This window comes from Streptomyces hygroscopicus subsp. hygroscopicus (assembly GCF_030269125.1).
In the GTDB taxonomy this organism is placed as follows: domain Bacteria; phylum Actinomycetota; class Actinomycetes; order Streptomycetales; family Streptomycetaceae; genus Streptomyces; species Streptomyces hygroscopicus_C.
The window spans coordinates 1-13,707 of record NZ_BSSM01000010.1; the positions used below are offsets into that span (position 1 = coordinate 1).

Genomic DNA, 13,707 nt, shown 5'->3' on the forward strand with positions numbered 1-13,707 from the left:
GGGTGGGGTGAGTGGCGTGGTTCCGGGGGGATCGGGGGCGGGGTCGGGCGTGGGGTGGGCGTCTGCTGTGCCGGAGGCGGTGAGGGGGGCTGTCGGGCGGGGCGGGACGGGGGATTCGGCGGGGCCGGGTGGGGTGGGTGGCGAGGTTTCCGGGAGGCCGGGGGCCGGGCCGGACGTGGGGTGGGCGTCTGCCGTGCCGGCCGCGCGGGCCTCGTGGCCGTCCGCGGCGGCGCGGGCTCCGCGGGCCGGGACGCCTGACCCGACGGCGTCCGCCGAACCTCCCTCCGAGCAAGTCCAGATCCGCGCGCTCCAGGCCATGTGCCGGCAGGTCTTCGGCTTCCGGCTGGCCATGATCGTCGTAGCGGCTCCGGCGGCGCTCCTGAACGCCGCGCCCGGCCTGGGCGTACGGCTCGTCGGCGCGGCCGTGGTCGTCACGTTCATGGCGTCCTACGTCCTGTTCCGCGACTGGGAACGCTTCGGCCCCCTCCTGCTGCGCCACCCGAGCCTCCTCGCCGCCGACACCCTCTTCGGGTCGCTCCTGCTGGTCTCGGCCGGTCCGGACACCACGCTCGCCTACGTCGGCGTCTGCACCCCCCTCCTCGCCGGCCTGCTCTACAGCTGGCGCGGGGCGGCCGGTTTCGCCTCGGCGCAGGCGCTGGTCCTGTTCGTCGTCCACATCACCGTGAAGGCCGACCGGTCCGCCCCGGTGGCCGAGGCGCTGCTGCTGCCCGGTCTGTGCGTGATCGCGGGGGCCATGGGCTCGACCCTGCGCGGCCTGATGCTCCGCTTCGGCGCCGCCACGGAGGCGCTGGCTGCGGTGCGGGCCCGGCTCGCCGCGGCGGAAGCCGTCAGCGCCGAACGCGCCCGGCTCGCACGGGAGATGCACGACTCGGTCGCCAAGACCCTCTACGGCGTCGCCCTCGCCGCGGACGGCCTCGCGGCCACCGCCTCGGCCACCGCCCCCGATCCCGCCCGCATCCGCGAACAGGCCGAACTGGTCTCCCGCTCGGCCCGCAGAGCCGCGGCGGAGTCCCGCGAACTTCTGACGGACCTGCGGAGCGATCCCATGGGCCGGCGAAGCGATCCGACGGAGCCGGGAAGCGGTCTGACGGAGCCGGGAAGCGGTCTGACGGGGCCGGGGAACGAACGGCGGACGACCTCCTTCCGTTCCGAACTCATCTCGACCGTCGCCGACTTCGTCGACCGCACCCACCTGGAGGTCACCTTCCCCGAGCCCCCTCTCTCCCTTCCCCCGCTCCCCGCCCCCGTGTCCCGCGCCCTCCTCGCCATCGCCACGGAGGCGCTGGAGAACGCGCACCGCCACGCGGAGGCGACCCGCGTGGACGTACAGGCAGCCGTCCACCGAGGTTCGCTGTGTCTGACCATCCAGGACGACGGCCGCGGCCTCCCGCCCGGCACCACCCTCGAACAGCTGTGCACCCGCGGTCACTTCGGCCTGCTCGGCATGGCCGAGCGCGCCGCCCAGGCGGGCGCCCGCATCCACGTCGGCCGCGGCACCGGCACCCGGGGCACGGAGGTACGCGTGGAACTCCCCCTGCCGGTCCCGGAACCCTGAAAGGAGGCACCGCATGCGGCAGCACGCGCACGACCCCGGTCCACCGCCCGCCTTCCCGCCCGCCCGGTTGCGGCTGCTGGTCGCCGACGACAACCCCGTGGTGCGCGCGGGGCTGACCGCGCTGCTCACCGACCGCGCGGACACCACCGTGGTGGCGCAGGCGGCGGACGGCCGCGAGGCGTACGAGGCCGCGCTCCGGCACCGCCCCGACGTCGTCCTCCTCGACGTCCGCATGCCCGGGGTCGACGGCATCTCGGCACTGCCCCACCTGCTGCGCCTCGCGCCGGTCATGATGCTCACCTACAGCCATGAGGCCGAGACGGTGCGGGAGGCGCTGCGGCTGGGAGCGGGGGGATACCTGGTGCACGGCGAGTTCACGGCCGAGCAGCTGGTACGGGCCGTACGGGATGTCCACGAGGGCCGGCCGCATGTGACGCCGGGGGCGACACGGGCATTACTGGCCGAGTTGCGGGGGAGTGCATCTGCACACACGGACTCCCAACTCGCCGTAGCGGACGTCCAAAATACCCTCCCGCCTCCTTCACAACTGCAATCCTCTGTGGGACAGTCGACCCGCTCACGGTTCCGGTTGAGCGTCAGGGAGGCGGAGATCATGGACCTCATCGCGTCCGGCATGACCAACCAGCAGATCGCCGCCGCGTGCTTCATCAGCGAGAAGACGGTCAAGAACCACATCAACCGCATCTTCGCCAAGCTCCAGACCACCACCAGGTCCCAGGCCACGGCGAAATGGCTGGGGGTGGCGTGAGGTGGCGACCCGGAGACGCGCCAACGCCGCGCATTGGGCCCCCGGTTGGGCCCTGGGACCCTCGGCCGGCCGGCGCGCCGCGTCGTACGGTGCCTCGATCGGACGCGAAGCTGGAGGGGACAACCGTGAGCAAATGGTTCAACACCACCGTGACGTATCTGATGACCCGCGCCGCCCGGAACGACCGGGGGCAGACCGCGGTGGAGTACCTGGGCATCATCGCGGTGGTGGTGGCGATCGTGCTGGCGATCACCGGGACGAGCATCGGGCAGACGATCTTCGACGCGATCAGGAACAAGATCTCCGAAGTCACCGGCGGCTGATTCCTTCGCGTCGCGACGCCGGGCAGGCCTTCCCCATCTACCTCACGGTGGTGGCAGGCCTGCTCTTTCTTGCTCTGGCCTATCTCGCCGTCGGCCAGGCCGCGGTGAACCGGAGCGGCGCGCAGACCGCGGCCGACGCGGCGGCGCTCGCCGCGGCGCAGGACGAACGGGATCAGCTGGCGGCCCGGTGGGTCACGGAGCTGCGCGACCCGACGAAGTGGCAGGACATATTCGACGGCAACGTGCCGTTCACCGACCCGTGCCGGCGAGCCGGTCAGCTCGCCCAGCAGAACGATGCCGAACTGAGTGGCTGTTTCGCGCCGGGGTCGTTGAAGTACCAGGTCGACGTGCGGACCAACAAGTCCGTCGGCCATTCGGTCGTACCCGGAACCGAGGACGTGAAGTCGAACGCTCACGCCGTGGCGGTGATCGAGCCGCTGTGCACGTTCAAGCTTCCCGGTGGCGGCGCCGACGGCGACACGCTGCCGCAACTCACCTGCAAGGACAAGGTGTGGGACCTGAAACCGGACGATCCCTCAGGGCTTCCCAAGCCCGAAGACCTCTTTGACGTCCACCTGGACGGCTGACATGCGAATGATTGATGACGAAGGAAGCGGAGCGATGAGCATTCGGTTCACTGCGCAGGCCCGCAGAGGGATGGTCGCGTTGGCTCTCGCGGTCGGACTGGCCGTCGGCACGGCAGGCTGTGGCGGCGGCAGCGGTGATGACGCGAAGAAACCGCACAGCTCGACGTCCGCCACCAAGGCCGGTGGCTCCCAGCCGGACACCCAGGAGGGCCAGTCGGACCAGCCACTGGCGGAACTGAGGGGCGAAGGGGGTTTGCTCCTTCGGATCACCTCCGCGCAACGGGACTCCGGTGGCTTCGTCACGGTGAACGGGACCCTGAAGAACGACGGGGCCAAGGATCTCCTCGTGCCGTCCGCGCTGAGCGGCAACGAAACCGAGATCACCAAGAACGGACCGTCCCTGGGCGGAGCCACCCTCATCGACTCGAAGGGCAAGAAGCGCTACTACGTGCTGCGGGACACGGAGGGCCGGCCGCTCACCACGACCGGTCTCGGCACGCTCCGCGCGGGCGAGGCCCTACCGGTGTTCATGCAGTTCCCCTCCCCGCCGGCGGATGTCGCCCAGGTGACCCTCCAACTGCCCACCCTCTCCTCCGCCACCCTCCCCATCTCCGGCTGAGGCCCCCGTGACCACCCGACCCCGCCTCGCGCTCACCCTCGCGTCCGCGACCCTCCTCCTCGCGGCGACGCTCACCTCCGCGCACGCCGCCGACACGGACCCCACCCCGCCCCCGGACACGGCCCCGTCCGCCGCCGCGCCGGTGAAGATCGACCCCAAGGACCCGGACCTGAAACTGCCCGAGGGGGCCACCCTGGCCACGCCCAAGGTGCTGGACATCAAGTCGGTCGTGGAGGACCAGAGCGGGGACGAACGCCGCGAGGACACCAACGCGGACGTCACCTTCGCCCTCCAGGCGGAGGTCCTCTTCGACAAGGACAGCGCGAAGCTCGGCGCGGACGCCAAGGCCCGCATCGCCGCGATCGCCGACGAGATCAGGAAGCAACACGCCACCCAGGTCCGCGTCTTCGGCTTCACCGACGACCTCGGCTCCTCCTCCCACGGCATCCTCCTCTCCCGCCGACGCGCCAACGCCGTCCAGTCCGTCCTCGACCAGAACCTCGACAGCCCCGACATCACCTTCGAGGTCCGCGGCTACGGCGAGCAGTACCCCATCGCCGACAACTCCACGGAAGAGGGCCGCCGGAAGAACCGCCGGGTGGAGGTGTCGTTCCCCCGTACGGAGAGCTGAACACCGCCCGCGCGGACAAGGCGGGTCCGCGGGACGGACAGGCATGCCGACCGCGTCCCTCGTCAGGAATCGTGAAGCTTCAAGGTCGCTGCTACCGTGCGGGAGTTGCTTCTGTTAGGGGTGGACTTGACATCGACCGCCGGCTGGTGCGCGACCCACGGGAGTCGGCCGCACGAGGACAGCATCCACACGGGGGAGGCACTGAGATGACCTGGGACGAGTGGGAACAGCTCAAAGCCGGTGCGAAGGAGCGCGGCTCCACACGCATGCAGCTCAATCATGTCGCGCCCATCGAGGGGAACACCACCTACGGGGACCTGAAGGTCACCAACGACGATCTCGCCGCGATCGGCAAGGAAGCCCACAGCCTGTACAACCAGCTGTGGAAGAAGGCCCGGGTGGCGCAGACGACGAGCGAGTCGGCCGCCGGTGATCTCACCAGGCAGGGGTTCATGCTGGGCAAGGGCCTCCGGCACGTCCACGAGCGCTGGGAGGACCAGCTGAAGTCGCTGTTGGACGCCTGCGCGCAGATCTCCAACCACATGCACGTCACCCAGAAGATCCACTCCGGTGACGACGGCTACATCGCCCGCACGATGAGCAGCATCGACACCCTGGACGCCGGCTTCGACGACCGCGTGGGTGCGCCGGGCGAGAAGAACCCGGTCTACGAGTCCCCCAAGCCCGAGAAGAAGTAGTGAGTGAGGACGCTCGGTGAAGTTCGAAGACCTCTACCAGGCCGACTTCAAGCTGCTCGACGACGCGGTGACCGACTGGGGCCAGCTGGTCACCAACCTGACGGACCTGCAGAAGCAGGCGCGGGACGGGCTGCACGACAAAGCCGTCAAGGCCGACTGGCACGGGGTGAACGCCGGTGTCTCCAAGGAGTTCATCGGCAAGACGGCGGGTGAGTTCGACGACGCCACCAAGGAGGCTACGTCGATCCACAACATCCTCCAGGACACCCGCAACGAGCTGAAGTCGTACAAGCAGCAGCTGCACCAGGCGCTGGATGACGGCCGCAAGAAGAACCTCACGGTGATCCCGTCGGGCGACGGCGGATTCATCGTCACCATGGCCGTCCACCCCGACCGCGCCGCGCACGGGACGACGGTGCCCGAGCACAGCGTCGCGGACGAGGACGCCCTGCGCGACCGCGTGCAAGGCATCCTGAACAACGCGGCCAAGAGCGACAGCACCGCGTCCGAGGTCCTCATGGCGCTGGTGGACGAGAGCGAGTACGGCTTCTCCGGAGTCGTCTACAAGGACCGGGATCAAGCGGAGAAGGCCGTCCAGGAAGCGGACGAGCTGGCGAGACTCGCGAAGAAGGACCCCGGCAAGCTGACCGCGAAGGACTTCGACGCGATCAACAAGGGTCTGAAGCAGTATCACGACGACCCTTTGTTCTCCGAGGAGTTCGCCGAGCGGCTCGGCGCCAAGGGCACGGAGAAGTTCTGGCTCGGTCTCACCGACAACCGTGAGGGCGGGCACCTGGGCTACGAACGCGGATACAAGTACGCCGAACTCCAGAAGAACCTCAGCCTGACCCTGGCCACCGCGAGCCAGTCGGACAGCGCGGGCATGACGGCGTGGAAACAGGAGGTCATCTCCTCCGGCAACAAGGCCGTCGGTACCCACGGTGACGTCCTCGGCTTCCAGGTGATGAGCAACCTGATGCGCGACGGCGACTTCGACGACCAGTTCATGACGGACTACGGCCGTGGGCTGATGAAGACCGAGCGGTTCTACACCGACGACGGCAGGAACGTGGCCTGGCAGGCGAGTATCTGCCCCCAACTCAACTTCGAAGGAAGCGACGGCGGCTGGGACCCGCTCAACGGCTACCTGAAGGGCCTGTCCAACAACCCCGCAGCCGCCACGAACTTCTTCAACGACGACTTCATCCCGCAGGACTCCCACCACAAGTCGGCGGTGTCCAACTTCGACTACCTCTTCAAACAGCGCCACTGGCCGATGGACTCCAACGACATCCACGGCGTCCACAGCACCGCCGGCCAGAACTTCCTGGCCCAGGCCCTGGAAGCGGCGACCACGGGCCACCCGGCGGGCGAGATGCCGACGATCGACACCCCGGCCCACACCTCCGCCGAGGCCAACCTGTTCGAGGAGATAGTCTCCGCCACCGCCGACAAGCCCGAACTTCTCACGGACCGCGGTTACATGTCCGACAGCTTCGGGCAGATCGCGTCGGAGTACCTGCCGGACATCAACCGGGCGAACACCAATTTGCCGCACAAGGACTTGCTGTTCCCGGTTGACGGATCCGTGGCCCACGTCGATGGCCCGGACGCGAACAAGTTCCTGTTCGCGGTGGGACAGAATCCCGAGGGATATGCCGCGGTCGAGGTGGGCCAGAAGGCGTACATGTCGAACCTGCTGCAGTACCACTTGGACCCCGACCTGCCCGCCGACCACCGCTGGACCGGCGATCACAAACTTCTCGTGGGGACCGTCGCGGAGAGAAGTGGCGAGGTTTCCGGGATCCTCAGGCAGGGCCGCATGGAGGCCATCGGCAGTGCGGCGAAGGGGCAGGACGATTCGTTCGACCACGCTGTCGCCCAGTATCAGAACCTGATCTCCGGCGGCATCGGCACGGCCGTCGGCGTAGGCACATCGTTCATCGGTTCTCCCGTGGCCGGAGGAATCGTGGGTGGTGCGGCAGGCACTGCGACGGGCTCGGCTCTGCAGTGGCTTTTCCAGGACGTGCAAGGTGATTCGGCCGATCACGCTCACGACACCGAGGGGAAGGTCTGGCAGAAAGGATGGAAGCTCAACGGTGATTATGCGCAGCGGGCGACAGAGTTGGCCGTGAAGCGTTACCACTTGAATCCTGACCTTGTGATCTTGGCAGGGAATTCCGCACAGCAAGGGTATTTCAATGCCCAGAACCGCTTGAATGGCGAGCAGCCGGGTATGACTGCGGATATTGCGGGATGAATGTAGGGGAGCGAGAATGCGTCCTGTAGTCGGTGTCTCCGCTGCTGCCGCCCTTCTTGTCGGGCTGTCCGGATGCGGCGAGCATAAGGAGAAGCGCGAGTATGCGGTCCCGCGCTCCCTGTGTGGGGTTCCAGTCGACAGTGAGACGTTGGCGCCGTTCCTGCCGGGCGGTCGAAATCTGACGGTCAAGCAGACGATGTCAAGCATGTGGGGAATAAGCTGCGAGGTCCGTGTCGACAGTCGCTTCCCGGTGCAGACTTCGCTGTGGTGGACAAATCAGATCAATACGTACGCGTATGTGGGCAGGCAGAACAATTCCAAGCTCGACCACCGAGCCGACAACGGCAGGTTCCTCTACTCCGGCTGGGAAGGGTTCGGCGAGACGCGGAACTGCACCAGCAAGAAGCTCCTGGGCGCGCACCTGTTCACCGCGTTCCAGATGGAGACGGCGGACCATCAGGACCCCGACGCGATGAGGAAGCTCATCACCGCGTACACGAACGCCGCCGAGAAGACGGACATCTGCAAGGAAGGCAAGCCGTTCCCGCAGTGATCAGCCGTCGCTGACGGCGTCCTCGCCCCCCGACACCGCCACCCGCACCCCGGCCCGCAACCCCCATCCCGCCATCGTCCCCGCCTCCGCCTCCAGCACATGGCGGGAGCGCGGGCGGGGCAGGCCCAGGCGGCCGGGGGGCATGGTGCGGACGGCCAGGACGGTGAGGCGACGGTCGAGGTAGGCGACGTCGATGGGGATGCGCATGCCGAAGGTGTGGATGCTGCCGGCGGGGGAGAGGAGCAGTGCGCCGTCGACGGAGGCGCGGCCGAGGAGACCCCTGGTGCGGGCACGGTAGGAGGTGGCGAACTCCAGGGGCACCGGGACCGATCCGGGGATGTGCAGAAGGCCCCGGCCGTCCCGCCAGCGTCGTCGTCCCATCGTGTCCTCCGTTGTCAACCCGTCCGGCGCGTAAAGGGTTTGCCCCCTTCCCCATCCCCCGCTAGGAAGGCCCTCATGACTTCACTCGGCGTTGTGTTCCGGCCCCAGCTTCCTCCCGAGCGGTTGCGGGGGTACGCCCGGCTCGCGGAAGAGGTGGGGCTAGAGGAGTTGTGGCTGTGGGAGGACTGCTTCCTGGAGGGCGGTGTCTCCACGGCGGCGGCCGCGCTGGCGTGGACCGAGCGGCTGCGGGTGGGGATCGGGCTGCTGCCCGTACCGCTGCGGAACGTCGCGGCGACCGCCATGGAGACCGCCGCCCTGCACCGCATGTTCCCGGGTCGCGCGAGCGTCGTCGTCGGGCACGGGGTGCAGGACTGGATGGGACAGGTCGGCGCCCGCGCCGCCTCGCCGCTCACCCTGCTCGGTGAGCATCTCGACGCCCTGCGGGCCCTGCTGCGCGGGGAGAAGCTCACCGTCCAGGGGCGGTACGTCACCCTCGACGGCGTCGCCCTCGACTGGCCGCCCCCGCGCCCCGTGCCCGTCCTCGCCGGCGCCACCGGGCCCCGTACCCTGCGCCTCTCCGGAGCCAGGGCCGATGGCACGCTCCTGACCTCCGCCACCTCCCCGGACGGCGTCCGACAGGCCCGCCGGCTCATCGAGGAGGGGCAGACGGAGGCCGGGCGCGAGGGACCGCACAAGGTGGTCGTCTATCTCCTCGCCGCCACCGGCGCCGACGCCGCCGAACGTGTGCGGGCCGACCTCACCGACGCGCAGCCCGGCGCGGGCGTCGCCGGGGACGCGGCGGCCGTCGCCGATGCCGTACGGCGGCTCGCCGACGCCGGCGCCGACACCGTCGTACTCCAGCCGACGGCCGACGAGCCCGACCCGGAGGGGTTCGTGCGGTTCGCCGGGGAAGAGGTCATGCCGCTGCTGCGGCGGTGAAAAAGGGGAGGACCGGAGCGCCGGCCTTTGCCATCATGGCGCGCATGACCCCACCGCGCCGGTCCTTCGCCGACCTCGTTGCCGAGGGCGCCGCCGTGCCCACCGACGGGTGGGACTTCTCCTGGTTCGAGGGACGGGCCACCGAGGCCCGGCCGTCGTGGGGATACGCCCGCTCGGCGGGGGAGCGGCTGGCCGGTGCCGAGGCCGCGCTGGACATCCAGACCGGGGGCGGGGAGGTGCTGGCCTTCGCCCTGGACACCGCCGCCCCGGCCCGGCCGGGGCTGGTCGCCGCCACCGAGGGCTGGGCGCCGAACACGGCCAAGGCCACCGCCCTGCTGCGGCCGTACGGCGTGGTGGTCGTGGCCGCCCCGGACGACGCGCCGCTGCCGTTCGCCGACGGGGCCTTCGACCTGGTGCTCAGCCGGCATCCGGTGGTGCCGCACTGGGACGAGATCGCGCGGGTGCTGCGACCGGGCGGCACGTACTTCGCCCAGCACGTCGGTCCCGCCAGCGTCTTCGAGCTGGTCGAGTATTTCCTCGGGCCGCAGCCGGAGGCCGGGCGCCGCGCGCGTGACCCGGAAGCGGAGCGGGCCGCGGCCGAGGCGGCGGGCCTCGCGGTCGTCGCGCTGCGGGCGGAGCGGCTGCGGATGGAGTTCCACGACATCGCCGCCGTCGTCCACTTCCTGCGCAAGGTGGTCTGGATGGTGCCGGGTTTCACCGTCGAGGCGTACGAGCCCCGACTCCGGTCGCTGCACGAGCGGATCGAGCGGGAAGGGGCGTTCGTCGCCCACAGCTCACGGCACCTCTTCGACGTCCGCAAGCCCGCTCACCGCTGAGCCCGGCCGCCGCGGATTCCCTCGGGCCCGCCGCCCCCCGCCGGTGTCCACATCGTTATCGGACTCTGTTCACACCAGCCCCACCGGTCACGTAAGTTCAGACCAAGGCAATTCGCGCCAGCAAAGCCGCGCGGGTGGTACCGCGCAGTGGAGGGGGCTGCGCGGTGCCGTGGGCGAGGTGATCACCCCGCCCGGGGTGCGCGCCGAGCCGTCAAGCGGCCGTTCGTCGGCCAGGTCGCCCGTCGGGGGGATCGGCGGTCGACACGCCCAAGCGGCCCAGGATGGCGGCAGTCTCCGGATTCCTGCGAATTTCATCGTTACCGCCCATGTTCGCCTCGGATTCCGCTGTGATTCGGTGGTAAAAGCATCGGAATCCATCGCTCCGAATTCATCAGGGTGTTCCCGGACGACTCCGGAGAGTAGTTGTGGCACGCCGATGCCCCCATCCGCCCTCACGAAGGGTTATGGTGGAAACCCCCCCTCGGGCCGGTCCGTCTCCCCCCCACGGACCGGCCCGTTTTTTCTTGGCCGGGGCGAGTCGTCCCGTCCGGGAACCGGATACCACCCGGCGTGCGTCCCAACAGCGAGGACCGGAGTCTCGATCCCGCCCCACCCGCCACGCTCAGGGCCAGAGCAGGGTTTGGGCGGCGGTAGGCTCGACGGGCCCGGCAACGTACCCCGCGCCAACCCCCCGGAGGGCCACGTGAACCTGCGCGACAAACTGCGCGGCCTGCTGGTCAGGCTCTACGCACGCCGGGTGGAGGGCCACCTCGACCACGCCCAGGTGCCCAAGCACATCGGCGTCATCATGGACGGCAACCGCCGCTGGGCGAAGGCATCCGGCTCCACCACGGTGCACGGTCACCGGGCCGGTGCGGACAAGATCGAGGAGTTCCTCGGCTGGTGCTCCGAGACCGACGTCGAGGTCGTCACCCTGTGGCTGCTGTCCACGGACAACTTCGACCGCCCGCAGGAGGAACTGGTCCCCCTGCTCGGCATCATCGAGGACGTGGTACGCACCCTCGTCGCCGACGGCCGCTGGCGGGTGCACCACGTGGGCGCCATGGACCTGCTCCCCGCGGGTCTCCAGGCCACTCTCAAGGAAGCCGAGGAGGCCACCGCCCACATCAAGGGGATAGTGGTCAACGTGGCCATCGGCTACGGCGGTCGGCAGGAGATCGCCGACGCCGTGCGCTCCATGCTGTTCGAGGCGCACGACAAGGGTGTCGCGATGGAGGACCTCGCCGAGTCCGTCGACATCGACATGATCGGCCGTCATCTCTACACCAGCGACCAGCCCGACCCGGACCTCGTCATCCGCACCAGCGGGGAGCAGCGGCTGTCCGGATTCATGCTGTGGCAGACCGCCCACTCGGAGTACTACTTCTGCGACGTCTACTGGCCGGCCTTCCGCAAGGTCGACTTCCTGCGCGCCCTGCGCGACTACGCCGCACGTCACCGCCGGTTCGGCGGCTGAGACAACCGCGAAGGCCCCGCCGGCAGCCGTGACCGGCGGGGCCTTCGCGCATCCCGTTCGGCCTGCCGCCACCAGGAGTTCACGGCGTGCCGATGGCCGCTTTTGCATGGCGGCGCTTGTTCGAGGGCATAAGGCAAGCAGGTCGACGCCCGAACCCCGGGTGTCGGATCTCAGCGGGCGGCAGGGGCCGTCCGCCCGGGAGGTCCTTTGCACCAGCACGACCGTGCGATACCGGCGCGGAAGCCGCCGCGGGGGTCCGGGTCCCGGCCCGCCGTGCGCACGGGCCGCCGGCCGGCCCGGTCCGTCCCGCCCTCCCGGCCCGGCTTCCACTTCGTCGCTCCCCGACCTCATCCGAGGGGGTACGTCCTTCCGTGGTGACCAGCACAAAGCGCCACAAGCCCGACCGGCGCACCTATGTTCTCGACACCAGCGTCCTGCTGGCCGACCCGAACGCCCTGGCCCGCTTCGAGGAGCACGAGGTGGTGCTCCCCATCGTGGTGGTCACGGAGCTGGAGGCCAAGCGGCACCATCCCGAACTCGGCTACTTCGCCCGCCAGGCCCTGCGCCTGCTGGACGACTACCGGGTGCGGTACGGCCGCCTGGACTCCCCCATCCCGATCGGGGACCTGGGCGGGACCATGCGCGTCGAGCTCAACCACTCGGACCCCAGCGTGCTGCCCACCGGCTACCGCCTGGGGGACAACGACTCCCGCATCCTCGCGGTGGCCCGCAACCTGCAGGCCGAGGGGTTCGACGTCACCGTGGTGTCGAAGGACCTGCCGCTGCGCATCAAGGCATCCTCCGTCGGGCTCCTCGCCGAGGAGTACCGGGCCGAGCTGGCCATCACGGAGAACTCCGGCTGGACCGGGATGAGCGAACTGACGCTCCCCGGCGAGCAGGTGGACGTCCTCTTCGAGCAGGGGCGCCTCCATGTACCGGGCGCTTCGGACCTTCCCGTGCACACCGGCCTGACCATCCAGTCGGAGCGCGGCAAGGCGCTCGGCCGGGTCACCGCGGAGGGCGACGTCCGTCTGGTGCGCGGCGACCGGGAGGCGTTCGGCATCAAGGGCCGCAGCGCCGAGCAGCGCATCGCCCTCGATCTGCTGCTCGACCCGGACGTCGGGATCGTCTCGATGGGCGGCCGGGCCGGCACCGGCAAGTCGGCGCTGGCGCTGTGCGCGGGTCTGGAGGCGGTCCTGGAGCGCCGCCAGCACCAGAAGGTCATGGTGTTCCGGCCGCTGTACGCGGTCGGCGGGCAGGAGTTGGGCTACCTGCCGGGCACCGAGGCGGAGAAGATGAGCCCCTGGGCGCAGGCCGTGTTCGACACGCTGTCGGCGGTCACCAGCCGGGAGGTCATCGAGGAGGTCACCGCGCGCGGCATGCTGGAGGTCCTGCCGCTCACCCACATCCGCGGCCGTTCGCTGCACGACGCGTTCGTCATCGTGGACGAGGCGCAGTCGCTGGAGCGCAACGTGCTGCTGACGGTGCTGTCCCGGATCGGCGCCAACTCGCGGGTCGTACTCACCCATGACGTGGCACAGCGGGACAATCTGCGCGTCGGACGGTACGACGGCGTCGTCGCCGTGGTGGAGAAGCTGAAGGGGCATCCGCTCTTCGCGCATGTCACCCTGACCCGGTCCGAGAGGTCCCAGATCGCCGCCCTGGTGACCGAAATGCTCGAAGACGGCCATATCTGAGCCGATCTGGCACAGTTGGCGCCGCCCGGCAAAGGCATCAGATCCTAGCCGGGCGGCGCCTTCATGCGTGGAGGTTTCCGGAAATCCCTTGGGCCAAACGGGATGTGAGCTTTCACACGCAACTCGGAATTGCCACCCGGCGTCCGGTTGCGGCAGAGTCTCAGTCCTGTCAGGCCCCGCATACGACACACCTGCACCCCCAGCGGTGCGGCACAACGGAAGTACACCAACTCCATAGAGTTCGTCGTATGCCGCCCGCGCACCACGCGGCGCTCCCCGCGGGGAGTTGCCCACCGGGCCCGTGCCTCCCGTGACCCCGCAGTTGGGAGGCCAGTGCCAGGGGCACGATTGCGTCCGCCAG

Annotated in this window: 14 protein-coding genes; 13 read left to right on the plus strand and 1 reads right to left on the minus strand. The window is 69.6% G+C overall.

What is annotated here, in order from left to right:
* Nucleotides 1-316 precede the first annotated feature (316 nt).
* From QSK45_RS21945 to QSK45_RS21985, 9 genes are all read left to right on the plus strand, one after another.
* Nucleotides 317-1,576: a sensor histidine kinase gene (locus QSK45_RS21945; protein ID WP_285559449.1), complete on the plus strand. Its 1,260-nt coding sequence runs from the start codon at nucleotides 317-319 to the stop codon at nucleotides 1,574-1,576.
* A gap of 13 nt (nucleotides 1,577-1,589) precedes the next feature.
* A complete protein-coding gene (locus tag QSK45_RS21950) occupies nucleotides 1,590-2,345 on the plus strand; it encodes a response regulator transcription factor (protein WP_285559451.1) in 756 nt (251 codons plus the stop codon).
* A 125-nt stretch (nucleotides 2,346-2,470) separates the two neighbouring features.
* Nucleotides 2,471-2,668 carry a Flp family type IVb pilin gene (locus QSK45_RS21955; RefSeq protein ID WP_285559452.1) on the plus strand — a complete coding sequence of 66 codons (198 nt, stop codon included), beginning with the start codon at nucleotides 2,471-2,473 and terminating at the stop codon, nucleotides 2,666-2,668.
* Nucleotides 2,665-3,255: a pilus assembly protein TadG-related protein gene (locus QSK45_RS21960; protein ID WP_285559925.1), complete on the plus strand. Its 591-nt coding sequence runs from the start codon at nucleotides 2,665-2,667 to the stop codon at nucleotides 3,253-3,255. Before QSK45_RS21955 ends, QSK45_RS21960 begins: the two co-directional genes overlap by 4 nt.
* Before the next feature lie 34 nt (nucleotides 3,256-3,289).
* Nucleotides 3,290-3,874: a hypothetical protein gene (locus tag QSK45_RS21965; protein WP_285559455.1), complete on the plus strand. Its 585-nt coding sequence runs from the start codon at nucleotides 3,290-3,292 to the stop codon at nucleotides 3,872-3,874.
* 7 nt (nucleotides 3,875-3,881) lie between these two features.
* On the plus strand, nucleotides 3,882-4,505 hold the full coding sequence (locus QSK45_RS21970; protein ID WP_285559457.1) for an OmpA family protein: 624 nt from the start codon (nucleotides 3,882-3,884) through the stop codon (nucleotides 4,503-4,505).
* Between the two features lie 206 nt (nucleotides 4,506-4,711).
* Nucleotides 4,712-5,203, plus strand: coding sequence for a hypothetical protein (locus tag QSK45_RS21975; protein WP_285559458.1), 492 nt, complete (start codon nucleotides 4,712-4,714; stop codon nucleotides 5,201-5,203).
* A 16-nt stretch (nucleotides 5,204-5,219) separates the two neighbouring features.
* Nucleotides 5,220-7,463, plus strand: a complete 2,244-nt coding sequence (locus QSK45_RS21980; RefSeq protein WP_285559460.1) for a hypothetical protein — start codon at nucleotides 5,220-5,222, stop codon at nucleotides 7,461-7,463.
* A 205-nt stretch (nucleotides 7,464-7,668) separates the two neighbouring features.
* Nucleotides 7,669-8,016 (plus strand): hypothetical protein, encoded by a 348-nt coding sequence (locus QSK45_RS21985; protein WP_285559462.1) that lies wholly within the window; start codon nucleotides 7,669-7,671, stop codon nucleotides 8,014-8,016.
* Here QSK45_RS21985 and QSK45_RS21990 read toward each other — a convergent pair whose 3' ends face one another.
* Complete coding sequence (locus tag QSK45_RS21990) at nucleotides 8,017-8,397, minus strand: DUF192 domain-containing protein (protein WP_285559463.1); 381 nt, start codon at nucleotides 8,395-8,397, stop codon at nucleotides 8,017-8,019.
* Nucleotides 8,398-8,472: 75 nt separating this feature from the next.
* Here QSK45_RS21990 and QSK45_RS21995 point away from each other — a divergent pair, with 75 nt between their 5' ends.
* From QSK45_RS21995 to phoH2, 4 genes are all read left to right on the plus strand, one after another.
* Nucleotides 8,473-9,336 carry an LLM class flavin-dependent oxidoreductase gene (locus QSK45_RS21995; protein WP_285559465.1) on the plus strand — a complete coding sequence of 288 codons (864 nt, stop codon included), beginning with the start codon at nucleotides 8,473-8,475 and terminating at the stop codon, nucleotides 9,334-9,336.
* 44 nt (nucleotides 9,337-9,380) lie between these two features.
* A complete protein-coding gene (locus QSK45_RS22000) occupies nucleotides 9,381-10,172 on the plus strand; it encodes a class I SAM-dependent methyltransferase (protein ID WP_285559469.1) in 792 nt (263 codons plus the stop codon).
* Nucleotides 10,173-10,875: 703 nt separating this feature from the next.
* A complete protein-coding gene (locus tag QSK45_RS22005) occupies nucleotides 10,876-11,649 on the plus strand; it encodes an isoprenyl transferase (RefSeq protein ID WP_285559472.1) in 774 nt (257 codons plus the stop codon).
* A 371-nt stretch (nucleotides 11,650-12,020) separates the two neighbouring features.
* On the plus strand, nucleotides 12,021-13,346 hold the full coding sequence (gene phoH2, locus QSK45_RS22010) for an RNA 5'-3' helicase PhoH2 (protein ID WP_285559473.1): 1,326 nt from the start codon (nucleotides 12,021-12,023) through the stop codon (nucleotides 13,344-13,346).
* Nucleotides 13,347-13,707 lie beyond the last annotated feature (361 nt).